Here is a 25,784-nt window from a genome sequence, read left to right as displayed (position 1 = left end):
GTTGGCGACGAGGGCGGTCGGCGTAGGATGATCCGCTGCCGCCGTTCACTTTGTTCGATGGCCAATGATGCGAGCCATGTTCACCCCGGAAACAGGCGAATGCCCCTTATCTCCGCCCCGGATCAGTCGGTTGATGACAATTCATCGCTGTTGGGTCGCCGCCCATATGTGTTTTACCTGACCGGGCGATTCTTCGGCACCCTCGCCAACACTTCGCAGGCCGTCATCATCGCCTGGCAGGTTTACGAAATCGCCCGCCAGGCGATGTCTGTCGCGGAAGCATCGTTCGCGGTGGGCATGATCGGCCTGGCCCAGTTCCTCCCGCTGTTCTGCCTGACTCTTGTCGCGGGTGAAACGGCTGACCGGTACAACCGCCGTCTTATCCTGACATTGTGTTATCTGGCCCAACTCCTGAGTTCCGCGGGACTGGCTTTCCATTCCGAGTTCGGCGGAGGGTTGTGGCCGGTCTTTGCCCTGTCCGCGTTGTTCGGCAGCGCGAGGGCGTTCTTCCAGCCAACGGCAAGCGCGCTCGGCCCGATGTTGGTGCCTCCTCGGTTGCTTCCTCGCGCGATCGCCACCAATTCACTGGTCGCCCAGGTGGCCAGCATCACCGGCCCCGCCCTTGGCGGCATGCTATGTGCCGTCTCTCCGGTTCTCGGATATGGCGTGTGTGCGGGGTTGTACCTCTGCGCGGCGATTTGCTCGCTGATGATTCGAGCCAACACCCGGCCGGTCATTGAGGCAGGGCGGTCGCGGGTTGCCCAGATCCGGGAGGGTCTTGGCTATGTTTGGGAGAACAAACTGGTGTTGGGGGCGATTTCGCTCGACTTGTTCGCCGTCCTGCTCGGCGGGGCGACCGGGTTGCTTCCGGTGTTCGCCCGCGACGTGTTGGATGTCGGGCCGCAAGGTTTCGGCTTGCTGCGGGGTTCCCCGGCGGTCGGGGCGTTGCTCATGGCGGGGTGCCTCGCCATCCGGCCGATTCGCAGCCGCATTGGAATCAAGATGTTCATGGCGGTCGGGGTGTTCGGGCTGATGACATTTGTGTTTGCTTATTCGCGTTCGTTGCCGCTTTCGATGATGTGTCTGGCGATTCTGGGGGGCGCGGACATGGTGTCGGTGTTCACCCGCCAGAGTTTGGTGCAGATTGCCACTCCGGATCGGATGCGCGGACGGGTGTCGGCCGTTTCGACATTGTTCATCGGGGCGTCAAATGAGTTGGGGGAGTTCGAGAGCGGGGTCACGGCCCGGTTCCTTGGCCCGGTCGGGGCGGTGGCCTTTGGGGGAGCCGGTTCGCTGTTCGTGACGGGGCTGTGGGCATGGTTGTTTCCGTCGCTTCGCAAGGCGGACCGGCTGGGCTGAATCGTCAAAGCCCCGGCAATTCGAGAGAGCCGGTCGGCGGCCGGACTTCGGCGAAATGCCGATGAGTCATGGACAAGGCATGACCCGCGGGATTTTGATGCGTAAGGCAGTCTATACTTTTATTAACGCCTCAGTGCCGAGGCGTGCCTCGCCATTGTGCCGCAGCCTTCGACCGTGCGTGCGTCACGGGAATCAGACACAACTCATTCTCAATGGAGCTCTCCATGCCAGCCAGGTCTCGAATCCAATGGGCCTTCGCCACACTGTCCTTGACGGCGGTTGTCGGCTTGGCGCTGACTGCCTGGGCGGAGGAGGAAGACTTCCCCTCGCTCGTCAAGCGACTTCAAACGGAGAAGCCCAAATTTGCAGCAAGGCAACAAGCATTGCTCGCGGAACGTTATGATCTGGCGGACCGGCCCTCCAAAGAGACGGTCATGTCTCGGGGCAAGCCGGTGCAAGAGGGCGTGCGCGTCAAACTGCCCGCCGGCATGACTTGGGAAAAGCTCGCCGGCATGACGCCGGAAGAGATCAAGGACAAGTCCGTTTGGCCGGCCGGGTTCCTTCCCTTGCCACACCCCCACCATGAGGCAGGTGGCATGATCTTCCCCAAATTCCTCATTGAAGAGACCAAGAAACAAACCGACCGTGACCTGACTCGTTTCGACCTTGATTTTGACCTGCCGGATCACTTCCTGCCCGAGTTCCCGGCAGCGATCTACTTGACGACGCGGCCCGACTTGGGCGACGTGTCGAAAGGGAAGCTGGTGACGCTCACCAACTTCAACGAGATGTTCAAGGACATTCTGAATCCGAAACAACTCGAAGGTCTACGGTTGCTGGTCACGCCGTTCCCCCAGCAACAGTTCAATGCCACCGAGGATCGCCGGAGCCTGAAGGCCCATCAAGGCGCCGCGTGCTTCGACTGCCACGCTAATGGCCATACGAACGCCTCCACCCACACGGTCGGCGACATCCGGCCAAATGAGCATCGCCACCGGATCGACACCCCCACGTTGCGGGGTGTCAATGTCCAGCGCCTCTTCGGCTCCCAACGGGCGCTCAAGACCGTGGAAGACTTCACCGAGTTTGAGCAGCGTGCCGCCTATTTTGATGGCATTCCGGCGGATGCGGCGAGGAAAGGCACAAACGTCCTAGAACGCGGCAGCCAAGTACATTTCATGGCGGAATTCCAAGCCTTGCTCGACTTCCCGCCCGCGCCGAAACTGAATGTCTTCGGCAAGCTCAATCCCGCCAAGGCCACTGAGAACGAGTTGCGAGGCCAGGAGATTTTCTTTGGAAAGGGTCAGTGCGCCACCTGCCATACGCCGCCGTACTACACCGACAACCTCATGCACAACCTGAAGGTCGAGCGGTTCTTCAAGGAGATCACGGTCAACGGCCGCAAGGCGTCGGCCGATGGCCCGATCAAGACTTTCCCGCTCCGCGGCATCAAGGACTCGCCTCCCTATCTGCACGATGATCGTCTGATGACGCTGGATGACACGGTCGAGTTCTTCAACTTGGTGTTGGAATTGAAACTGAGCGCTCAGGAGAAAAAAGATCTCGTGGCTTTCCTCCGGGCGTTATAAGCTCAGGATTTTGCAATCCGATCAGATTTTGAGAAACAAAACGACACGATTGGCAAAACCTGCCGTTCTGAGCTTGGTGAACTTGGAAGCGTTCGAGGATAATAGCTGCGTTAAAGAAGGAATGCCGAATGTGGGAAGGGTGATGTCCCAATGGTCCGACCGGACAGGCAAATGCGATGAGTGAAAACTTCCAAAGTCTGATCCCATCGGCGTGAATGAAAAAAGCTCTGTCAGTCAAGCTGACAGAGCTTTTTTCATTCACGCACTCCCCACTCTCAAGGTGGAGATTACGGCAGCTTCCCAGGCACCGGTTGCGGCACATTGCCAGGCATGGGCTGCGGCAGTTTCCCGGGCACCACCGGCTGCGGCATATTGCCGGGCACCACCGGCTGCGGCATATTACCTGGCAGAACTTGCGGAACATTACCGGGCGCCGGTTGCGGCACACTGCCAGAGGGGTTCGACAACAAATCGCCGCCACCGAGAGCCTGATAGGCGCTTGCAATGGCTGTCAGTTCCTGCTTTTTGGTCTCGATCAATTCCATTCTCGCGTCCATCAGGTCGCGATTGGCCAAAAGCACATCCACATATTCGATGCGGGCATTAAAGAAAAGTTTTCTGGCGGATTCGACGGCGTCCACAAGGGATTCCAACTGTTGCTTCTTGATCACAAGGCTCTTGCGGTAGTTCTCCACCTTGTTCACGCGGTTGACAACCTCGGTGAAGGCATTGAGGACCACACGTTGGTAGTTGTAAACGGCCTGCAATTGTTTGGCATTCGCGGTCATATAGACGGCTTGGATCGCTTTCTTGTTAATCAATGGCGCGACCAAGTCGCCGGCCGCATTGGCGGCAAAAGCTTCCGGATTGAACAGATACTTTGGATTAAACGCTTGGAAGCCAAGTCCGCCGGTGATGTCCAGCGAGGGATAGAACTCGGCCTCGGCGACGAGAATATCAAGCCCGGCCGCCTCCAGCTCACGCTCGGCCTGGCGAATGTCGGGCCGGTTCTTCAACAACTGGGCGGGTATCCCCGTGCTGATGGTTTGACTGTTCAGATCGTAAAAGCCCGTTGTCTTGCGTTCGACAGGCTGCGGGAAACGACCGACGAGGAAGTTGATGCGGTTCTCGACCTCGATGATATCCTGCCTGATAAGCAGTTTTTCAGCCTGATTCTTGCGAACATCGGCTTGGAAACGCTGGACAGCCAGTTCGGTGCCACGGCCCGCGACCTTCCTGGCTTCGGCGATCTTGAGGCCTTGCTCCTGAAGGTCGATAGTATTATCCAGCGTCTCAAGCCGTCTGTCGAGCGCCATCAACTCGTAATAATTCTCGGCCAACTCCGCGACCAAACGGGTCACGACGTAGTTCCGTCCTTCGCCGGTGGCGAAGAATCGCAACTCTTGTGCGTCCCTGGCATTCCGCAGTTTCCTCCAGATGTCAACCTGCCAGGAGAAGTTGGCACCGACTTGGAAATTAGACAGCGGATTGGGAATGCGCCGACCGGGGGTAATACTGAGTTGGTCGTCGATGGCGCCTTGTCGGGTATATTTGCTGGACTTATCCATCCCAATGCCACCCCCGATGGTGACCAAGGGAAGGTACGCCCCTTGTCGGAACAGAATCTCGTTGGCGGCGATCTGGACGTCTTGTTCCAATAACTTCAACTCTTGGTTCCCGATCAACGCCTGGTCGATCAGATTCGTCAGCAGCGGATCATTAAAAAAATCTCGGATCCCGGTCTGGGATGAGTTTTGCGCGGCGGCCGCTTCATCCAAGGGAGGGTTATCCGGGCCGATCGGCCCCTTGAAGCCTCCCGGCAGATCCGGCCCCGGCTCCGGTGAACGCAGATCGGGTATTGCACAGGACGGCAGAACCAGCAGCATGCCGCAACCGATCGCTTTCGCAATCATGTGCCACACGCGCTTTGAGTTCAAAAATCTCACTGAGCGGTTCATCCGTCTCATCCTTGAGGAGTTTGCGCTTGGCGGCATCCTGCCGAACAATCCACCCGGTCCGCCTGGAGAGCGGGGCGATCAGGTCATGCGGGCTTTCGAGAGTGGTCGGAATACCCGGCCGCATCATCGATTGCCAGTCGGCCAGTTCTATGAAGATCTGCTGTCGGCAGCCTTGCCGGACAGCAACCCCGACGGCCTGCCACCACCACGTCGCGCGTTTGATGGTCGCCCCGGTCGTTCGGTGACCAACCGGCGCATCGCTCAATTCGGCGACGCCGGATGACTTCCCGAAGTAAATATCGGCTGCACCCTGTGGTAAACATTAACGGACAGGCATTACGATTCCGATTGGATGGATAATCCGTTGAGAAGATCAGGGATGGACATGTGTTTCGCTAAAGTTGATTGGGCTGTTGGCATAAGATGGCGAAGGTGATGGCAACAGTGCGAAAGTCGGTCAGACTCCGGAATTGTTTGTTATTTATTAATGGAGGGTTTGAGTCAGGCGACACAAGCGGCGCGCCTGACGCTGGCCCATAGAAATGTGACGGCGAATCCCAACTCTTTGCTTCGGAGTCTGATTGGATTACGGGTTCGCGACGAACTGACGACCGTGCCTGCGACGAGGAAACGCCGGATCGGTTCCACTCATTACAGGCCACGTGAATGGCCCAATGCAGCGGAACAAGAGCATACGGGGGATGTCTCCGCATCCCCCTCATCCTGTAAAATCACACACTTCGAGCCACCACCAACTTCTCCATCCCGGACTGAGATGAGTTGTTTGAGTTGGTCGCTCAATTAAAACCTGCCGAGATGTCAGTGCCCCGCTCCACCACCGCCAGATGGATGTTCTGGTTTCGGCGGAGGCACGATATTGATCGCCTTGTGCGCGTGGTCGCTGTCGGATGGCGCCAATGGATTGTGTTCAAAAATCTCACTGAGAGGTTCATCCGACTCGTCCTTGAGCAGCTTGCGTCCGTCGGCCATCTTGCCAAACAAGTAGTAAAGGCCGGGAATCACCAAGACGCCGATCACGGTGCCCACGAGCATCCCGCCGGCGGCCGTGGTGCCGATGGTGCGGTTTCCGATCGCACCGGCCCCCGTGGCGACGACCAGCGGAAGAAGACCGGCGATAAATGCGAAGGAGGTCATCTGAATCGGCCGGAATCGCAATTTCCCCCCTTCAATGGCCGCATCCTTGAGGGACAAACCATCCCGGCGGCGTTGCACGGCAAATTCAAAGATCAAGATCGCGTTCTTGCCAAGCAAACCGACTAGCATCACCAAGCCAATCTGGGCGTAGACGTCGTTGGCCAAACCCAAGATCTGCAGAAAGAAGTAGGAACCGAAGATCCCGACAGGCAACGACAGGATCACCCCCAAGGGGATGATAAAGCTTTCGTATTGCCCCACCAGCACGAGATAGACGAAGGCCACGACGATCAAGAAGATATAAACAGCCGTGTTCCCCTCTTTCGCCTGGTCAAACGAGAGGCCTTCCCAGCCGATGCTATAACCCGGAGGCAGCGTCTGATCGGCAACCTCTTGGATCGCCTTGATGGCCTGACCACTACTGTAGCCGGCAGCCGGGGCGCCTTGAATGGAGGCGGAGGGATACGTGTTATAGCGGGTGATCTCGTTCAAGCCCTGCTTCTTCTTGATCTGCAAGAAAGCGGAATAGGGAACCATTTCCCCGGTGTCGTTTTTGACGAACATGTCCTCCAAATCCTTGGGGTAGCGCCGGAACTCCGGCGCGGCCTGGACATAGACCTTGTAGAACTGGCCGAAGCGGATGAAGCCTTGCTCGTAGGTACTGCCAACGAGGATGTTCAGGTTGTCCAGTGCCCTTCCGATCGACACCCCCTTCTGCATGGCTTTGTCGTTGTCGATAATCAACTCATACTGCGGATAGTTGCTGTTATAAAAGGTGAACAGGTTCGCCAACTCTTTGCGATTGCGCAAACCTTCCATGAACTTGTCGGTCACTTCTCCGAGCCGCTTGTAATCGGTCGTGTTCGTTCTGTTTTTGTCGAGGAGACGCATGGAGAAACCGCCGGCGGCGCCGAAACCCGGCACGGCGGGCGGCTCAAAGAACTCAAGTTTAACATTGGAGATCTTGCTGCATTTTTCCTCAAGCTCTTCAATCATCTCGCGAGATGTTTTCTTGCGGTCGGACCAGTTTTTCAAATTGATGATACAGGTTCCCGCGTTTGACCCCCGGCCCTCGGTCAGCACTTCGTAACCGGCCAGCGAAGAGACGGAGGTGACGCCTTCGATCTCCTTCGCGATCGCCTGTAATTCGTGAGACTTGGAGTTGGTATACTCAAGCGTCGAGCCGGGAGGCGTCTGGATAATCCCATAGAGAATGCCCTGATCCTCGCCGGGGATAAAACCGGACGGAAGTTTCGTATTCACCAAGTAAATGCCAACCGCAAAGCCGACGACGACGGCCATGGAGAGCGGCCGGATCGTGACAATCCATCGCAGAACCCCGGCGTAACCAGCCGTCAATTTTTCAATGAACCGGTCAAAGGGACGCCTGACCAACGGGAGAATATTGAGCAACAAGCCCAACGGCCCCCACAGATGGAACAGCAGATAATTTAGCCCCACGAACACCGGAAGTCCAAAAAGCACATACAGCAAGATGTTCAAGAAAAGTTGTTTTCTTGTGCGTTTCACATGGCTCCCATGGCTTGCATGAGGCTTGAGAATCATCGCACAGAGAACCGGTGTGAGCGTCAGAGCCACCAACCCCGAGAGAACGATGGACGTGGCCATCGTGAGGCCGAACTGGCGGTAGAAGGTGCCGACCGGTCCGGGAATAAATGTCACGGGCACGAAGACGGCAGTCATCACCAGCGTAATGGCGATGATGGCGCCGCTGATTTCGTGAAGCACCTCCATCGTCGCCCGGTAAGGTGATAGGTGCTTCTCAGCCATCTTGGCATGCACCGCCTCCACCACCACGATCGCATCGTCCACCACCACCCCGATCGCCAGCACCATTGCAAAGAGTGTGATCAGGTTGATCGAGAGACCGAGCAACAGCATGAAAAAGAAGGCCCCGATCAGCGACACAGGAACGGCCAGAGTCGGGATCAATGTGGAACGAAAATCCCCGAGGAACATGTAGACCACCAAAGACACCAAAATGAATGCTTCCAACAGAGTGTGAAGCACTTTCTCGATGGAGGCGTCCAAGAAGCGGGCGACGTCGTAGCTGATCTCGAAGTCCATTTTGGGAGGGAATGACTCCTTCTTGATCCGCTCAAGCTCCTCTTTGACTTTCTCAATAACCTCGGCGGCGTTGGTGCCGGGGTTTTGCTTGAGAATGATGGCTGCCGAGGGATTGCCGTCGATGTCCGAGTAAATGTCAAAGAACTCAGAACCCAGTTCAACGCCTTTCTTTGGATCTTTCTTTTTTTCTTTCTTTTTCTCGTCTGGTTTGACAGCCTTTTTTTCGTCTTCCAGCTTGACAACATTTTCCTCAGCCAACTCGTCGGTTTTTTTATCTTCGCGGCAGACATCTTTCAGCCGCAGGATTTTACCGTCGGGATCGGCCCTCAGAATGATGTTGGCATATTGCATTTCCTCGTTGAAACGTCCCTTGTAGGTCAGAACGTACTCGATGGATTGTGACGTCATCCCCGTGGCCTGACCAAGCCGCCCTGGCGAACCAATAACGCTCTGTTCCGCCAGAGCCTTCATGACGTCTTCTGTGGAGATATTGCGTTGGCGCATTCGTTCGGGATCCAGCCAGATGCGCATCGCATATGTGCGGCTGCCGAGAATCGTGGCGCTCCCGATGCCATTAACCCGTCTGATGTCTTGCAGAATGTTGACGCTGGCGAAGTTGAAAAGGAACTTCTGATCGACGTCTTTGTCCGTGCTGTAGACGTTCACATACATCAACATGCTCGGCATGACCTGATTGACGATGATCCCTTCCCGCTGCACGAGAGGAGGGAGCAAGTTCTTCACAATGGCAATCCGGTTCTGCACGTTCACGACCGCAATGTTCGGGTCTGTGCCTGGCTCGAAATAGATCAGAATCGTGGCTTCGCCGGCGCTCGTGGCGCTGGAGGCCATGTAACGCATGCCCTGCACGCCGTTGATGGATCGTTCCAAGAGAACCAGCGTTGAGTCAACCAAAACTTCGGCGCTGGCGCCGGGATAAGTGATGAACACCATCACGGTCGGCGGCGAGATGGAAGGAAACTGAGAGACTGGAAGGGATTTGATGCCCAGCCCCCCCAGAAACAAGAGGATAATCGAGATGACAATCGCCAAGGCCGGTCGATAGAGGATTTTTGTGAACATAGTTCTGAGATTATCTCGTCAGGTTCCGTATCGGGGAGAGTGGGGAAGCAACCGCCGCCATGCCGCGGTCATTCGGCATGATTCTTTTGGTTTGCCATCACCTCTTCGGGCTTGCGAAACTCGGCATCTTCCACATCATGACCTTCAAAAGCTTGTTGGACCCCTTCGAGAATGAACTTGTCATTCACATCAAGTCCGCTCTTGATGACGAAGATATCGTCCAGTTCGTTCTGGATGACGATCTCTCGTTGATGCACCTTGCCGTCTTTGCCAACAAGTTTAACGTACCGCTTGTCGAGAATCTCGAAAACCGCCCGCTGGGGAATAACAATGGCGTTATGCAACGTCCGGTGGATCAACACGGTGCCGGTTTGACCGTGACGCAACAGGCGGTCCGGGTTTGAAAAATCCGCGCGGAAGGGGATGTTGCCGGTCTTGTTGTCGAATTTGGCCTCAATCGCATTGATCTTGCCGGCATGCGGGAAGGTGCTGCCGTTTGCCAGCACGAGTTCGATTCGCGGATCTTGATCCTGACCCAGGCTGGCCATGTATTCGAGGTAGCGGGCCTCGGGGACATTGAAATAAACCCACATCAAGCTGTTGTCAGACAAGGTCGTGAGGTCTTCCCCTTCCTTGATCAGGCTGCCTTCTCGCTGAAGCAAACAGTCGATGATGCCGTCAAAAGGAGCTCTGACGTCAGTAAAATTCAATTCGGCTGCCGCCAGTTTCTTCTTGGCCAGAGCCTTTGACAGTTTGGCTTGGAACAGCGCCACTTCATTCGGAGAGACCACTTTCTCATCGGCCAACTTTTTGGTGTTGTTGTATTCCAGTTGCGCGAGATCCGCCTCCGCCGACTCGGCGTCCAGTTTGGCCAGGTAAAGAGTTGGGAGGATCTTGAACATCAAATCCCCTTTTTTCACCATCTGACCTTCCTTGACTTGGATCTCTTCAAGATACCCGCCCACCAAAGCGCGGACATTGATGTGACGCTGCGAGTGGATCTGGGCGACATATTGCTGGGTGATGACAACATCCTTGGCAACCGGACTGGTGAGCACAAACTTATGGTGCTCTTGATGAGCCTCTCCCTCCTTATGCAGGTTGCAAGCAGACATGGAAAGTGAAATCAGCACCAAGATGATGGCTGGAACTAGCGAGAGTTTCATAATTTATTTTTCCCCTGATTGTTTCTTAGTTTGACTGTAGACGATTTTCCGGGCCATTTGTGGTGGCAGGATTGGGTTTCACTCCGATTTGGGCGCCACGATGGTTCCATTCACCGAAGCCCAACCGCTGCTCGCTGTCTTGCTTCCACGCCTTACCCGACCGACTGTGACGCGGTTAGCCACACAACGGCCATCATCCACTTCCTTGGCACGTCCGCAGACTCCGCACCAGTTGCCAGATGCTCTCTGATCCCCGTGATTGATCGCCACTGGATGGTGGGCCGAAATTGTTCCCGAACAAGGCCGATTCCGGCGGCACCGTCGCGAACTCCCACAAGAACTGATTCTCACCGCAATTGCCCCCGCAACTTGACCAATCCCAAACCGGCATCAGTCGAGTTCAGTCAAGCACCGGGTCGCCGTCCGCGACAAGCAGGCACCACAGCGGCGACCCGTTTGATGAGCCTTGCCACGAAAGCCCGTTAGTTAGAAATAGCCGCCCGTTCGCGAAACTCAGCACCATCGTAATCCTTTGCTGCGATTTGCTCAGGAGAGTTTTAACCGTGAATCGGATGTAAGTGTAAATTAATTTGTTGTTATGAAACGATCAGTCGTTCAAATTGAATGACGCGTTTCCTCTTCGACACCCTGCGGTTAAGCACACGTCTGCTCCCAACGACAGTCACACACATCAAAAGATCAGATGACTATCCTTCCAATAGTCATCGAAAAGATTGTGCAATTGACTGTGAGGAAGCAAAAAACGCACCAAATTTTTTAAAAACTTAAAGGATCGAATCATTCATGTCGCGCGCCGATCATGAGCAGATCGGGTGATTCGCCTCACTCGCCGCTTTTTGGAGGAAAAACCAATGGCAACATTCGACGTAAGATATTACATTAAAATATTTTACATACTCTAATACCTGCAATGTCGCGAAGATGACAAATTCGACTGTTTTCAAAAGACAGTATGTCTTTCAAGAAAGATGCCTAAGTTTTGAGCATATTTAGATGTAAAAATGAGCTGTTTTGTGAACAGCAACCAATCTCAATATTCAATTTACAGACAGAATATCTTAGTTTGAGATGAGATTCTCAATCGTTGTATGGTTGGTTTGAGATCAGTCTGGTCATTCCAACACCATTCTCCACGATCACTTTGGCTGTCTGCCTTCGACCGAACAAGCGGATGCCAGAAATCTCTAATCCCAAAGCCCAGTTTCATCGGTTGAGTCAAAACACTCTGGCAGATTCAGGTGGCAAAGTATTTGCGCATCGCGATGCGTGACAGATTTTTGTACATCACAAAGAAGTGCCGTTTGAACATGCCCGACTACCTACCCTCCCTTCTCACAAATGATGTGTCACCACGGAGACTCTGATGAAACTCGTCATCCACCCGTCTGTCGAGCCTGAACGCCTCGGCCAAATCATGGCCGCCGCCGGACAAATGGCGGTGGTGAACGCCATTGATGAGACACACGCCCTCCTCCATATTCCCGAAGCCGACGCTTTTTTCGGCAAAATCACTCCAGGGCTGATCGCGGCCGCGCCGAGGCTGCGCTGGGTGCAGGCACCGACAGCCAGCCTCGAACACTACCTCTTTCCCGAACTCGTTTCCCACCCATGCGTGCTGACCAACATGCGCGGCTTGTTCTCCGACGTCATCGCCGACCAAGTGATGGGGTATGTCATCTGCTTCGCCCGAAATCTGCACGTCTACATCCTTCAAGCAGCGGCCGGCCAATGGGCCCCCGTCGGCGGGGAGACCGCGAGGGTTGGTTTCGCCTCGGGACCGGGGACCGTCGGCGACATCGACCGCGCCCACCGCCACCTTGCCGACACAACACTGGGCATCGTCGGCTTGGGCGCGATCGGCCGTGAGGTCGCGCGGCGTGCCGCCGCGTTCGGGGTGCGCGTCATTGCTGTTGACCCGAAGCCAATGGATTGCCCCCCGGAGGTCTCGGCGCTCTGGCCATTGGAAAATCTGCCGCAATTGCTGGGACAAAGTGACTATGTCGTGATCGCCGCGCCACACACGCCGCAGTCGGCGGCAATGTTTCGTCGGCCACAATTCCGGCAGATGAAACGCGACGGTTACCTCATCAATGTTGGCCGCGGGGCCGTCGTCGTGCTGGACGACCTTGTCGCGGCATTGGAGGCGGGAGAGATCGCTGGCGCGGCGCTGGATGTCTTTGAAACCGAGCCATTGCCAGCCGGCCACGCCCTGTGGAACATGCCGGGGCGGGTTATCTTGACTCCGCACGTGGCCGGCTACTCGCCGCGCATCGCCGGCCGCCATTTGGAAACGCTCCTCAATAATATCGGTCGTTTCGTGCGAGGAAAGCCGTTGTGCAATGTGGTGGACAAAGAAAAGTGGTACTGAATGGAACGCATCTTTCACATGTGGCGTGGGCCTTCCTCCGGGCCAATTCAAGACGGCTTGCCGACCACAATCAGCTCAAGGATTTCAGATGGAAAGAATGATTTGAAAGGAATTGCCCGTTTTTGAGTTTCGATGTGGAATGACGGCGTCTTCGGTGATAATCTCGTTCCTCTCTCCCAGCCGAATCCGGTTGACGGATTCACTCCAGCCCTTTCCGATGTCATGAAGGAACCTTGATGAGTCGCGTGATTGATCAATTTCACGAAGCAAGCAAGTATCTGGCGGGCGGAGTGTCTTCATCGACCCGCGTTAACAAAGCCTTGGGACACGCCCTGCTCTTTGATCGCGCCCGAGGGAACCGGTTGTGGGATCTCGACGGCAAGGAATATATCGACCTGTGTTGCAGCCACGGGGCAACCCTGCTTGGCCACGGCGACCCGCGAATTCGCAAGGCCATCGATTCGGCTCTCGATCGCGGCGCGCCCTGCTCTTATGAAAATGAGCTACATGCCGAGTTTGCCAAACTGCTTTGTGAAACAGTCCCTTGCCTCGACCGGGTGCGGCTCACCTGTTCCGGCAGCGAGGCAACAATGCACTGCCTGCGTCTGGCCAGAGCCTTCACGAGCAAGCAGAAGATCATCAAGTTTGAGGGAAATTTTCACGGATATCACGATCAGGTGATGTTCTCGATCGGCACGCCCGTCAATCAACTGGGGCCGGAGAACTCCCCTAATCCGTTTCCCGGCTCGACCGGCATGACAGCGGGTCTTGAGCAGAACCTCGTCATGGTTCCGTACAACCGCCCGGAGATTTTCGAGGAAACCTTCCGGCGACATGCCCATGAACTGGCCGCCGTCATCTGCGAGCCGATCTATTACAACGCCGGTTGCATCATCCCCTCCGCTGAATTCATGAAACTTGTCCGGCGACTGACAACCGAAACCGGCGTGTTGCTGATCTTCGACGAAGTCCTGAGTGCCTTTCGCATGGGACCGGGCGGCGCGCAGGAATATCTGAACATCACGCCGGATCTTTGCACGCTGGGCAAATCGGTCGGCGGCGGCCAGCCCTTGAGCGTGTTCGGCGGGCGAAAAGACATCATGGACCGCCTCATGCCGACAGGCGATTGCCAGCATAGCGGAACTTACAACGGGCATGTCGTGGCCGTGGCCGCCGGATTGGCCGCCGTGCGGGCTTACACGCAACCCGGATTTTACCAGCACATCCATGCGCTTGCCGAGCGATTATACGGTGGTTTGAACTCGCTATTCGCCCGTCGTCAAATCCCGGCGAGGGTTCAGGGATTGGGCGCGCGGTTCGGGATTTATTTCGGCGTGGAAGGCCCGATCCGCAACTACCGCGATCTTGTCGGACATCAACGGGAAAAGATGCTCCGCTTCATTCGCGCAGCCATCGGCAGAGGAGTCTATTTCCATGATTACGGCGGCGCGGCCTGCCATCACGGCTTCTGTGCAGCCACAACCACAGCAGATGTCGATGCGGTTCTTCAGCGACTTGACGATGCGTTGACAGACTTCTCCCGCCCCTCTTGAAGGAACCTGGAATGCGCGTTGCCGTCGGCCAGCTTTGGCAGGAAACCAACACGTTCAACCCGACGCCGACCACACGTCGCGATTTCGAGGAATTCGGCGTCATTCGCGGTTCGGAACTAATTGAACGCATGGCTGACACCAACGAACTGGGCGGCTTCATTCAATCGTTGCGAAGATGGCCGGAGACTCCGGAGATTGTCGGCTTGGTGCGGTTGCCATCCTGGCCGAGCGGCACGGCCACGGCTGAAACGTTCATTTGGTTGCGTGATGAATTGCTCGCGGCCATTGAGGCGGCCGGTCCCTGCGATGCCATTCTGCTCGCCTTGCACGGAGCTTTGGTGTCGGCGGGCGAGCCTGATGTGGAAGGGGCCGTTTTGGAGGCCGTCAGGCAGCGAATCGGGCCAAAAATTCCGCTGGTGGCCACGCTCGATCTCCATGCCAATATCACAGAGCGAATGGTCAAAAATGCGGATGCACTGGTCCTGTACCACACAGCCCCGCACATTGATGTGTTTGAATCGGGCCAACGCGCCGCCCGGATTTTGCGCCGAATCCTGATTGAGGGCGTTCGACCGGCGATGGCCTTCCGCAAACTGCCGATGGTCGCGCCGGTCGAACGCGCCAATACCCAAGACCCGGCCAGTGTCAGCCATCGGCTTCGCAAAAAATTGGAACTCTTGGAAATCCAGCCGGGTGTGCTGGCCGCCGGGTTGGCCACGGTCCAGCCTTGGCTCGACATCCCCGACCTTGGGAGCGCCGTCATCATCGTGACGGACAACGACCCGGCACTATCCTCACGATTGGCCGACCAATTGGCGGCCAATCTTTGGGGAAGCCGCCATGAGTATCTCATCGAGTTAATGAATGCGGCCGAGGCCGTTCGGCTTGCTCACGACCTGCATGCCGAAGGATTGGTCGTTCTCAGTGATTGCGCCGATGCGACAACTTCGGGCTCTCCCGGCGACAGCACTTGGTTGCTGAGAGAATTAATCGAATATCGTTGGAAAAGACCGGTGCTCGTCACGCTTGTTTCCCCGGAGGTTGTCAACGAATGTCGGCGATTAGGTGAGGGCGCGATTCATCCCGGCCCGCTGGGGGGTGTTCGCGATCATCGGTTCTCAAAACCTTTGTCGCTGGAGACACGCATCGAGCGATTGTTTGATGCCCGCTTCGTGATGTCGGGGCATCTGGCCCGCAACATGGCCATCGATATGGGTTCCTCGGTCGTGTTGAGTCATGGCGATGTCCGAATCGTCGTGACTTCGCGATCCGGGCCGCATTTCTCCCCGCTTCTGTTTCAAACGGCGGGGTTGGATGCGTTCAACGCCGGCGTGTTAATCGCCAAAAGCCCCTGCGGCTTCCGGGCGTCCTATTCCGCGCACGCCAGGGAAATCAAAGTGGTCAACGCACCCGGTTGCTCGCCGCCGGATTTCTGGAAATATGAATATCGCCAGATCCCCCGCCCGTTATGGCCGTGGGATGAGGATACCACCTATTGAACGCCACGACTGAAAAACCCTCGTCGGTCCGTTACCTTGTACTCGCCGTCACCGCCATGATGGCGATATTCATGTACGTGGACCGCGTGTGCATCGCTCAAGTGTCAAAAGACATTCAGCGTGATCTCAACATTTCCCCGGAGGAAATGGACTGGGTGAAAAGCGCATTCTTTTGGTCGTATGCCTTTTCACAAGTCCCGGCCGGAGTTCTCGGCCTCCGTTTTGGCCATCGCCAAATGATGGCCATGTGCCTTTTTCTCTGGTCGTTCTTCACGTTGGTTTCGGGCATGGCAGGCGGATTGGCGGCCCTCCTGGGCGCGAGGCTTGCCGTGGGGGTGACGGAGGCCGGCGCATATCCGAATGCCGCGTCGCTTGTCAAATCTTGGTTCCCGATCGCCAGTCGGGGATTTGCCAACAGCATGGTTTCGTTCGGCGGCCGGTTTGGCGCCGCCTTGGGACAGTTGATTACCCCGTTGCTCGTCGCCTTGTTCGCCGGTGTTGCAATCTGGAATGGGGATGTGGTTCCGGGCTGGCGCGTGGTCTTGGTGATGTTCGGAGCAGCCGGAATGCTCTGGGCTGTCGTCTTTTATTGGGTAGTGCGCGATCACCCAAACCAGCATCCGTGGACCAATGCGGCCGAGGCGGCGTTGCCCGAACCGGTCGGCATCCAGACAAACTTGGCGCCGAGACGGCCGCCGCTGATGCTCTTCTTGGGCAGTCGCACGCTTTGGGCTTTCAGTTTGATGCAATTCTTCATCAATCTCGGCTGGGCGTTCGTCATCACACAATTGCCGGATTATCTGCAAACCGTCCACCTCAAGACAGGCGGCGAAAAAGGGCTGTTGTCATCGTTGCCTGGATTTGTCGGTTGCGCGGGAATGTTCGTCGGCGGGTTTCTGACTGACTGGTGGATTCGCAAATTGGGCCATCAACGCGGTCGGATTCTGCCAATCGTCCTGGGGATGTTCGCATGTGCCGCCGCGTATCTGTTCTGCGCCACGGCCGATTCTGCATGGGCGGTTATTGCGGCTCTGTGCGTCGTGACCATCGGGACCGACCTGGCGGTCCCGGCGATGTGGGCCATTGCGCAAGACATCGGCGGCCATCGGGCCGGCCCTGTGCTTGGATGGGGGAACATGTGGGGCAACTTTGGGGCGGCATGTTGCCCTTTACTGTTGGGTCTGGTTCAACGTGAGTTTGGCTGGTCGGCCGTGTTTGTGACGGCCGCTTCGTCTTTTGGGCTAGCACTCGGGATGGCACTGCTGATTAATGCGGAAAAGCCGCTGGAAGCTGGGTGAATGTGCTGATATCGAGCTTGCGCGATCAATGGCTCACGCGATGCGAAGCCCCCGGCAAGTGTCTTCGTAGGTGGCTTCTAATTCCAATGGCACATAGAGATTATCTGTCAGCCAAAGCGGCAAAGTTGGCAGTGGCGAGCCGATTTCGAGGGTGTGTTGCCATGCTTCCACCCGATGCCGGTCTCGAAAACTCAACGAGCGGCAGGACACGGCATAAATTGAATTTCCGGCAATTGTCGGGGCATTGGCCCCCAATCGATCAGCCAGTTCTGCGTATAAGTTCGCCGACCGTTCCGTGACTGGATCGACGATCACCACGCAAACTTCTTCTTGCAACAATGCGTGACATTTGGAGACAAACGCATCCCGGCTCTCGGCCCTGTCTTTGTTGCGAGGGCTGACAATCTCGACGGCGGCAACCAATCGCCGTGTTTTGCGTTGATCGTAGACTCGAACTTCGTATTCAGGCGGCGTCAGTTCTTCCGTGTCGAGATTTCCCAAATGAATTTTGATTCCGCTTCGGTATTCGGGAGGGAGAATCGAATTCAGACGAAAAGCGATCAGGCCGGGCCACGCTCCATGCAATTCTTCCCACGAAGCCAAGGTGCTAACAGGCGGCCGAAAATGATCGCGAAGCGGCATGAAACCTCCGGTGAAATTCTAACCCGCTTGGCGAATCGAAACCAGAGGATCGTTTTGGCAAAACCCCAAGCGATGACTGGCCCCAAATGATGGGCGGTTCTTGCCTGCGAGGTCAGGCATTGAAACCGCCATCAATGGTCAGGCTGGCTCCGGTCACGAAACCGGCGCCGGAGTTGGCGAGATAAGCGACCATCCCGGCGACATCCTCCGCGTGACCGTAGTGTTTCAGGGCCATGAATCCCTTCAGTGCCTCAGCCGAAGGACCATTGGCCGGGTTCATGTCGGTGTCCACCGGGCCGGGTTGGATGTTGTTGATGGTGATGCCGCGCGGGCCGAGGTCGCGGGCCAATCCCTTGACCAAACCCACCAACGCGGATTTGCTCATGGCATACACCGCGCCTCCGGCGAAAGGCATACGGTCGGCGTTGCAACTGCCGATGGTGATGACGCGACCACCTTCCTTCATGTGACGGACCGCCGCCTGTGTGGCCACGAACACCGCCCTCACGTTGATGGCCATTGTCCGGTCAAAGTCTTCAAGTTTAAATTCTTCGATTGGCGCGACGGCCACCACTCCGGCGTTGTTGACGAGAATATCGAGGCCGCCAAGTTCGGAGGCCGTTTTTTCGACGGCCGCGACGACGGCCGTCGGATCGACACTGTCGGCGCGGATGGCAAGCGCGCGGACTCCAAGAGTCTGAACCGCCTTGGCCATTTCAGCGGCCTTCTCAGGCTGGCTGACATATGTGAAAGCGACATGCGCGCCGTCTTGCGCCAGACGTCTGACAATCGCGGCGCCAATCCCGCGAGAACCGCCGGTGACGAGGGCGACTTTGCCCGCAAGTTCTTTGGACATTTGATTTCTCCGGTGCCGCAAGGCATTTGTGTGTGGTCAGGCCGTCAGCGTGGCGTCGAGTGTGATCTTGGTATTGAGGAGTTTGGATACCGGGCATCCGGCTTTGGCGGCGGCGGCAAGCTTTTCAAAAGTCTCCTGATCCACGCCGGGAATCTTGGCTTTGAGCGTCAAATGGACAGCAGTGATGGCGTAGCCATCCGTGACCTGTTCCAAGGTGACAACCGCCGAGGTGTCCATCTGCTCAGCTGTGAGTTTGGCTTCCCCGAGAATCAGGGCAAGCGCCATTGTGAAACAGCCGGCATGGGCGGCGGCGATCAGTTCCTCCGGGTTGCTGCCTTTCTGCCCCTCAAAACGACTGGCGAATCCGTAGGGGTAAGCCGTCAGCGCGCCGCTCTCGGTGGTGATGGCTCCCTTGCCATCCTTGATTCCACCCTTCCATGACACCGATCCTGTTCGATTGATCTTCATTGCTGTTTCTCCTGTGATGGTTTCCACATTTCTGACATGGGCGATATTAAAGCCCGGCAGGCAAACGCACAACAAACTCGGCGGCTTTTTCAAGTCCGTGCAGCGGCTCTTCAAGGACCGGGAAATGGGAAGTTGTTCATCTCCGGCGCCCCTCCCCCAAGCGGCCTGTTCGCCTCTTCCCCGGTCGTTTAACCAAGCGTGACGGGGTAACAGGCGGCCTTCGTATAATCATCACCCATTGCCGCCTTGCGGACGGGAGTCGCCATGAACACGGAACAAACCACCGACGCCGTGCAACGATATTTGGTGGAACTGGCCGGTGATTCGCCCGCCGAACCGGTTGTGCGGGCGCTTTTGGAAAGATCCGTTCGTCGTCTGCATCAACTTTGCGCCGTTCTCTTGCATCGAAGTTATCCCCGGCTGACACGCCCGCCGCTGAATCTGCAAGCCGACGAGATGCTAAGTTCCGTGGTGGAACGCCTGCTCAAAGCCTTGCGAGAAGCCCGACCCGCGAACGTGCGCCAGTTCTTCGCCCTGGCCGCCCAGCACATGCGGTGGGAATTGAATGATCTGGCCCGACGCTTGGATGAACAGCCCCGCGCCGTTGAATTGCAAGACGGGCAAATGCCGGCATTTGATGGCAGCGATTCCGGGATCACTCCGGATGGCCGTCGCATGCTGGAGGCGATTGAACGATTGCCGGAGCATGAGAGAGAGGCATTCGACTTGGTGCGGATTCAGGGAATGACACAGCCCGAGGCGGCCCAAGTGCTCGGAGTCTCGTCCATGACGGTGAAGCGGCGGCTGCGTCGGGCGTTGCAACTGTTGGCGGACATGCTGGACGATCTTCGCCCGGCTCAGGAGAACCCTGAGTCGGGCGAAACTTGAGGAACCCGTCACATGATTGAAGACCCACGAGTGCGGCAGTTGCTTGATGAACTGCTCGACTCGCAAGCCACACCGGACGAAGTGTGCGTCGATTGCCCGGAGTTGCTGCCGGTTGTCCGGGATCGCTGGCGGCGAATGCGCCGGGTGGAGGCCGATCTTGACGCGATGTTCCCGCCATCGTCCGACCCGGAGGGGGATTATTCCACCGAGAACACCGCCCTCCCGCAAATCCCCGGCTACGAGGTGGAAGGGTTGCTTGGGCGTGGCGGGATGGGGGTCGTCTTCCGGGCCAGGCACCTTCGACTCAATCGCCCCGTCGCGCTGAAAATGACTCTCGCCGGAGCATACGCCGGCCAAGCTGAACGGAGCCGCTTCCAACGGGAAGCGGAAGCGGTGGCCTGTCTGCGGCATCCGAATATCGTGCAGCTTTATGACATCGGCGACACAGACGGACGGGCGTACTTCACCATGGAGTATGTCGAAGGGGGATGCCTGGCTCAAAAGCTCGCGGGAAAACCCTTGTCACCGCGACAAGCCGCCACAATGGTCTCCACGCTGTCAAAGGCGGTCGAAGTTGCCCATCAGGGCGGAGTCGTCCACCGTGACCTAAAGCCGGGGAATATCCTTCTCACCGCCGATGGCGCTCCCAAAATCACCGACTTTGGGCTGGCCCGAAGACTTGACGGTGAGGCGGGGCTGACCCAAACCGGCGCGGCCATCGGGACGCCGAGTTATATGTCGCCGGAACAGGCGCGAGGGCAAACGGCCGCCGTCGGACCCGCCGTGGATATTTACGCCCTCGGGGCGATTCTCTACGAATTGCTGACCGGGCGCCCGCCATTCCGGGCGGAGACCCCGGCCGAGACATTTCGACAGGTGATTACCCAAGATCCGGCATTGCCATCACGGCTCAACAACAAAGTTCCCCGCGACTTGGAAACGATATGTCTTCAATGTTTGCACAAAGAAGCGGGACATCGCTATTCCTCGGCCGCCTTGTTGTCGGAAGATCTTGATCGTTTCTTGAAGGGAGAGGCGATCACAGCGAGGCCGGAGGGTCGGCTGGCGCGGATGTTTCGTCAAATTCGCCATCGACCGGCGGTGATTGTGGCGCTGGCGGCTGGCATGCTGTTGATACTGGCGGCCTTGGGGGGCGGTCTGTGGCTGACCTCGGAACGGGCGGCCACGGCGAGAGCCGCTGACGCAGACTTACAGGAAATGAACGCGTTTCTTGGGAAGTCTTCATGGCCCGAAGCCTATGCCGCACTGGAACGGGCGAAAGGCCGGCTGGGAGACCGCACACCGGCCGCCTTGCGAAACCGCATGGACGAGGGGGTGAAAAATCTGGCGCTCGCCTCCCGGCTGGACAAAATCCGCTTAAACGGGTTGGACACGGTCGGAGGCGCCAGTTCGTTTCCACGAGTTGATGAAGAATATGCGGCCGTTTTCCGCGAGGCTGGCTTGGGCCAGGTCAACGATTCGGCTGAGGAATTCGCGGCGAAACTCAGGGCTTCGAGCATACAGAAGGCGTTGGTGGAAGCGATCGACAATTGGGCCTTTTGTGCCCAAGATCAGCGGCGTCGCTTGTGGCTGCTCAGTGTGGCGAAACAAGCCGATGCGTACTCCGATGGCTGGAGGGACTTGGCCCGCAATCCGAAGACCGTGAAATCAAAAGCCACCCTCGCCAAAGTTGTCAAAGAAGCGTTGGCCGCTCCGGCTGACGAACAGTCCGTTACTTTAATGATGAACCTCGCCCTTTATTTGCACGAGTCTGGCGAAGATTCCATACCGTTTCTGAAAAAGATTCAACTTGCCCACCCCAAAGATTATTGGGTAAACATCCGCCTGGGCGAGCTATATGTGCGGAAAGACAACTTAAAGGAGGCAACTCGCTTTTATCAAGCGGCTCTCGCGGTCCGGCCGGAGGCGGCCCTCATCCATAACAACCTCGGGATTGTGTTGCGGCGGGCCGGGCGGAACGAAGAGGCCGTGGATTACTTTCAGGAAGCGGTGCGACTCGATCCGGGCGCCCCCGGAGTCTGGAACAATCTCATCATGTCATTAATGACAGCCGGCCGGCATGCGGAGGCCATTGCTCGCGCGCCCGAGACCATTCGACTCAATCCCAACGCGGCCCCTCCACATATTGTTCTTGGCCTCAGTCTTGAAGCCACCGGTCGGCCTGCGGAGGCGATTGCCGAATACCGGCTGGCGGTCGCCACGGAGCCAAGGCATGCCGAGGCTCAAAAGATACTTCGATCCGCACTGATCCGACATGGGAAAACAGAGGAGGCGCTGGCCGTGTGGCCTGCGGCGATTGCCGCCAATCCGGCGGATCATGATAGCTGGTACGGTTACGCCGAGTATCTTCTTTTTCTGGGCCGGGAGGATGCCTACCGCATCGCCCGGCAGGCTCTGCTTGCCAAGTTTGGTGACACGGGCCTTCCAACCAAAGCGGAACGAACGGCGAGGACGTGTTTGCTCCTGTCAGGAACGGAGACCGAAATGCGGCAAGCCGCCGCTCTTGCCGCATTCGCCATGACCGCAGACCGGTCGGCATACGGGGGAGCTTATCCGTTCTTCTTGTTCGTCCAAGGGCTGGGAGAATATCGCCAGGGGCGTTATGACCGGGCTATTTCCACAATGCGGGGCGATGCCGCCCGCGTGTTCGGTCCCGCCCCTCGCCTTGTTCTTGCAATGGCTTTGCATCAAAGCGGACAAACAGTCGAGGCGCGAAAAACGCTCGCGGCCGCTGTTTCGGCGTATGATTGGCGGCCAAGTCAAGCCACCGAACAGGACAGTTGGATTTTCCACATTCTCCGTCGAGAAGCCGAGGGGATGATCCTCCCGAATCTGACGGCCTTCCTCGAAGGGAAACATCAACCTCAAGACAACGAGGAGCGACTGACTCTTGCGGGCATTTGCCAGTTCAAAAACCGCTCACGCGAACTGTCCCAATTATACATGGCCGCTTTCGCCGACAACCCGCGTCTGGCTGACGACCATGTTGGCCGTCTTCGTTTGTTCGCCGCCCGCGCGGCCGCTCTGACAGGCGGTGGTCGTGGAGAAGGTGCGGCCAATCTCAGTGAACTGGCGAAGTCACACTGGCGAGATCAGGCAAGGCAATGGCTGAGAGCGGAACTCGCGACATGGGCCAAGGTCTTGAATGGCGCTTCGGAAGAGAGCCGCGAACTCGTGCGACGAAAGCTGACCCAATTGCAAACCGACCCGGACCTGTCGGCCTTGCGCCAACCTTCCGAACTAGCCAAGATAAGCGATGAAGAGCGAATGGATAGCCTCGCCCTCTGGGACGAGGTCACCGTGTTATTGGTGATCGCCCAAAGCGAAAAGTAAAAGAATTGGCCCGGATAGTGACGCGATTGACGCCGCCAATCGACGTCCGCGGATCGTCCGGAGGAATGGCCGTCATTCATCCAATCACCACTCGCCCTGAAACTGATCTGTCATTCGGATCGATCCGCACTTCAATACGACCATTCCCGTCGTCCGGCATGCAGTACCCGGCCACGAACTCGTCCACCGTCAGCGATTGGCTCTCGTAACGAGGGAAGAGGGACTGACGAAGTCCCTCTCGGAAGCCATGCGGCATTCCGTCGGAACCAAACAGCAGATCCTTGCCGGGAACATAGCCAACCCGGTCGATCAACATCCGAAACGGATTATTCATCCCCGGATACTTCTCCGGCAACCGCTTGTCGTAGTGGACGGAGTCGTCCGAGAAGTTCGGCTGCATGCACAGCAGAATCCCCAAGGCTTTCGCCCGCCGCGCTGATGATTCGGAAATAAGTTGGGCGTGTTCGATCCTGATCTCGCCCAAGTCCGGCCGGCCGGCGGCTTCCACCGCCGCGACGACTTGATCGATCGCGTGGTCGCCGATGGCGTGCAGGGCGATTGGCTTGCCTGTGCCAAGGTATCGCCGAAGGATGCCAATGAGTTCGTCAGACTCATACATCAGCATGCCTTGTGGGTATGAACCCAGATGAGGCGACTCCCGATAAGGCCGGTTGAGTGCGGCCGTCCAAGCGCCCAAGGCGCCGTCCGTGAACATCTTGATCCCGTGGATCTTTTGTTGAATGTCGGGCGAGAGCTTTTCGTACTGCTCCGGCGCGGCCCAGAACCGGGTGCGCCCGACAAGACCGGCCTCCTCGAACAACCGGATTTCCCTTTCGTCGACAAGCAGCATTTCCTCCGCATGGAAAACGCCGTGTGTCACCAAAAGCCAGCTGAAGAATCGCCGAAGCCGTTCAGGCGAGGCCCCTTCGTTGGCGAAGACGTTGAGGATCCTTCGCAAGTTCCGTTCAACCCAGTTCGGGTCGTCCAGATTGGCCGCCACCTCAGAATCGTTTTGCCGGAGCAGCATCCGGCCGGCATCATTCACGACAAAATCATGCAGCGACAGGTTGAAAATAACGAGCGGCGGCAGGTCATCGAACTCTTCCTTCGCAAGCGAATAACGCCCGCTATTCCATCCTTGCGCCACCGCCCAACCGGTAAGCCCGCGCCGGGCATGCTCACGAATCCGAAGGATTGTGTGATTCCGAAGTTCGTCGTTGGTCCACGCCGGGTCGGCGCTTTCGTCATTCAAATTGATGCCCTCATGGAGGGCGGCGTAGAGGAGCGGATGCGTATGACGGTCCCGGAGCAAAGGGATTCGCAAGTTGTCGCCGTGCATTTGTTCGACTCCGTCTGACGAAATGCCCTGCCGCGTTAGCGTCGCTGGTATTCCGATAATGCTTTTGAATTGACTCCTCGCCGAAGATCGCTTAACCTCACGAATCCCCGCAACGACATTCCACTTTTCCGGCAAAAGGTGTGGCCTTATGTTTCGCCCTTCATCGCGTCGGTCGGCATTCACCTTGATTGAACTGCTGGTGGTGATCGCCATCATTGCCATTCTGATTGGTCTGTTGCTCCCCGCCGTCCAAAAGATTCGCGAGGCGGCCAACCGCATGAAATGCACCAATAACCTCAAGCAATGGGGTTTGGGGTTTCATAATTACCACGATTCCAACGGAAAATTGCCCCTCGGCGCCGTCTCTTCGCCCTTGCGTCAGACATGGATTCCCTTCATGTTCCCTTACATCGAACAGACGGGATTAGCCAACAAATACGATTTCACGAAGAATTTTTACGAGTCGCCCAACATTGATTTTAACGTTTACACGGGCGCATTGTGCCAGAAAGTGCCGCTGTATTATTGCCCCAGTGACCGGCCGGGCGCGCTGGCCACCAACAGCAGTCCCGGCTACTATCGGGTCCGGGTGAATTACGCCATTAGTTGGGGGAATGTGACCCGGTCGGCCACGACCATCCCGGTGCCATCGTCCTCGTTCGGCATCTTCGGATATGACAGCCAGGACAACACCGCCAATCCCCGGCAGACGCCGTTTGCCGCCATCACGGATGGCTTGTCGAACACTGCATTGATGTCCGAAATTCTCGTCGGCAAAGGCGACGACGATGTGGACAATCGCGGCGACATGACCAATGACGATCACGCCGGACCGGGTTTCATGACTCTCAACACACCGAATTCCAGCGTCAGCGATGTCAACACCTGCCAGACCTACACCGACCCGGCCATGCCGTGTGTCAACGGAGGCAACCGGCAAATGGCCGCCCGCAGCCGGCACACCGGGGGCGTGAATGTTCTGCTGGCCGACGGAAGCGTGCGATTTGCTCCCAAGTCGATCTCATCCGGCATTTGGAGCGCGCTGGGCACGATGTCGGGAGGCGAGCCTTCCTCCAATTTCTAAACCTGATTTCCAAGAA

The 25,784-nt window shown here is 57.2% G+C and carries 17 protein-coding genes; 10 read left to right on the top strand and 7 right to left on the bottom strand.

The genetic code is table 11. The features are described 5' to 3' along the window. Window positions 1–99 precede the first annotated feature (99 nt). A complete protein-coding gene (locus BGIM_RS0105410; protein ID WP_020468779.1) occupies window positions 100–1,359 on the top strand; it encodes an MFS transporter in 1,260 nt (419 codons plus the stop codon). 224 nt (window positions 1,360–1,583) lie between these two features. After that, window positions 1,584–2,948, top strand: a complete 1,365-nt coding sequence (locus BGIM_RS0105405; RefSeq protein WP_052639755.1) for a cytochrome b6 — start codon at window positions 1,584–1,586, stop codon at window positions 2,946–2,948. A 287-nt stretch (window positions 2,949–3,235) separates the two neighbouring features. Here BGIM_RS0105405 and BGIM_RS48800 read toward each other — a convergent pair whose 3' ends face one another. After that, window positions 3,236–4,684 (bottom strand): efflux transporter outer membrane subunit, encoded by a 1,449-nt coding sequence (locus tag BGIM_RS48800; RefSeq protein WP_390566151.1) that lies wholly within the window; start codon window positions 4,682–4,684, stop codon window positions 3,236–3,238. Here BGIM_RS48800 and BGIM_RS66955 point away from each other — a divergent pair. Further along, complete coding sequence (locus tag BGIM_RS66955; RefSeq protein WP_238537591.1) at window positions 4,578–5,189, top strand: hypothetical protein; 612 nt, start codon at window positions 4,578–4,580, stop codon at window positions 5,187–5,189. The two genes, BGIM_RS48800 and BGIM_RS66955, sit on opposite strands and share 107 nt — an antisense overlap. 536 nt (window positions 5,190–5,725) lie before the next feature. On the opposite strand, the gene BGIM_RS48790 is transcribed toward BGIM_RS66955, so the two are convergent. Together BGIM_RS48790 and BGIM_RS0105390 are read right to left on the bottom strand one after the other, a co-directional pair. Next, window positions 5,726–9,232 carry an efflux RND transporter permease subunit gene (locus BGIM_RS48790; protein WP_020468775.1) on the bottom strand — a complete coding sequence of 1,169 codons (3,507 nt, stop codon included), beginning with the start codon at window positions 9,230–9,232 and terminating at the stop codon, window positions 5,726–5,728. A 68-nt stretch (window positions 9,233–9,300) separates the two neighbouring features. Then, window positions 9,301–10,398, bottom strand: coding sequence for an efflux RND transporter periplasmic adaptor subunit (locus tag BGIM_RS0105390; RefSeq protein WP_020468774.1), 1,098 nt, complete (start codon window positions 10,396–10,398; stop codon window positions 9,301–9,303). A gap of 1,384 nt (window positions 10,399–11,782) precedes the next feature. Here BGIM_RS0105390 and BGIM_RS0105380 point away from each other — a divergent pair. The 4 genes from BGIM_RS0105380 (at window position 11,783) to BGIM_RS0105360 (ending at window position 17,137) form a co-directional block, all read left to right on the top strand. After that, entirely contained in the window at window positions 11,783–12,787 is a 1,005-nt protein-coding gene (locus tag BGIM_RS0105380) for a D-2-hydroxyacid dehydrogenase (protein WP_020468773.1), read from the top strand. 236 nt (window positions 12,788–13,023) lie between these two features. Continuing rightward, window positions 13,024–14,340: an aspartate aminotransferase family protein gene (locus BGIM_RS48785; protein WP_020468771.1), complete on the top strand. Its 1,317-nt coding sequence runs from the start codon at window positions 13,024–13,026 to the stop codon at window positions 14,338–14,340. A gap of 11 nt (window positions 14,341–14,351) precedes the next feature. Continuing rightward, window positions 14,352–15,839 (top strand): M81 family metallopeptidase, encoded by a 1,488-nt coding sequence (locus tag BGIM_RS0105365; RefSeq protein ID WP_020468770.1) that lies wholly within the window; start codon window positions 14,352–14,354, stop codon window positions 15,837–15,839. Next, window positions 15,836–17,137 carry an MFS transporter gene (locus tag BGIM_RS0105360; RefSeq protein ID WP_020468769.1) on the top strand — a complete coding sequence of 434 codons (1,302 nt, stop codon included), beginning with the start codon at window positions 15,836–15,838 and terminating at the stop codon, window positions 17,135–17,137. Before BGIM_RS0105365 ends, BGIM_RS0105360 begins: the two co-directional genes overlap by 4 nt. A 33-nt stretch (window positions 17,138–17,170) precedes the next feature. Here the strand turns inward: BGIM_RS0105360 and BGIM_RS0105355 are convergent, their stop codons facing one another. From BGIM_RS0105355 to BGIM_RS0105345, 3 genes are all read right to left on the bottom strand, one after another. Further along, window positions 17,171–17,779 (bottom strand): DUF4058 family protein, encoded by a 609-nt coding sequence (locus BGIM_RS0105355; RefSeq protein ID WP_020468768.1) that lies wholly within the window; start codon window positions 17,777–17,779, stop codon window positions 17,171–17,173. 112 nt (window positions 17,780–17,891) lie between these two features. Next, window positions 17,892–18,635 (bottom strand): 3-oxoacyl-ACP reductase family protein, encoded by a 744-nt coding sequence (locus tag BGIM_RS0105350; RefSeq protein WP_020468767.1) that lies wholly within the window; start codon window positions 18,633–18,635, stop codon window positions 17,892–17,894. 36 nt (window positions 18,636–18,671) lie between these two features. After that, window positions 18,672–19,103, bottom strand: coding sequence for an OsmC family protein (locus BGIM_RS0105345; RefSeq protein WP_020468766.1), 432 nt, complete (start codon window positions 19,101–19,103; stop codon window positions 18,672–18,674). A 264-nt stretch (window positions 19,104–19,367) separates the two neighbouring features. Here BGIM_RS0105345 and BGIM_RS0105340 point away from each other — a divergent pair, with 264 nt between their 5' ends. Both BGIM_RS0105340 and BGIM_RS56975 read left to right on the top strand, forming a co-directional pair. Then, entirely contained in the window at window positions 19,368–19,991 is a 624-nt protein-coding gene (locus tag BGIM_RS0105340; protein ID WP_020468765.1) for a sigma-70 family RNA polymerase sigma factor, read from the top strand. Between the two features lie 12 nt (window positions 19,992–20,003). Then, window positions 20,004–23,345: a serine/threonine-protein kinase gene (locus tag BGIM_RS56975; protein ID WP_020468764.1), complete on the top strand. Its 3,342-nt coding sequence runs from the start codon at window positions 20,004–20,006 to the stop codon at window positions 23,343–23,345. Window positions 23,346–23,421: 76 nt separating this feature from the next. Here the strand turns inward: BGIM_RS56975 and BGIM_RS0105330 are convergent, their stop codons facing one another. Beyond that, entirely contained in the window at window positions 23,422–24,684 is a 1,263-nt protein-coding gene (locus BGIM_RS0105330; RefSeq protein ID WP_020468763.1) for an amidohydrolase family protein, read from the bottom strand. A 148-nt stretch (window positions 24,685–24,832) separates the two neighbouring features. On the opposite strand from BGIM_RS0105330, the gene BGIM_RS0105325 reads away from it, so the two are divergent. Next, window positions 24,833–25,768 (top strand): DUF1559 domain-containing protein, encoded by a 936-nt coding sequence (locus BGIM_RS0105325; RefSeq protein ID WP_020468762.1) that lies wholly within the window; start codon window positions 24,833–24,835, stop codon window positions 25,766–25,768. Window positions 25,769–25,784 lie beyond the last annotated feature (16 nt).

The organism is Zavarzinella formosa DSM 19928 (genome assembly GCF_000255705.1).
Taxonomy (GTDB): domain Bacteria; phylum Planctomycetota; class Planctomycetia; order Gemmatales; family Gemmataceae; genus Zavarzinella; species Zavarzinella formosa.
This window is presented reverse-complemented; position numbering and strand designations above follow the sequence as displayed.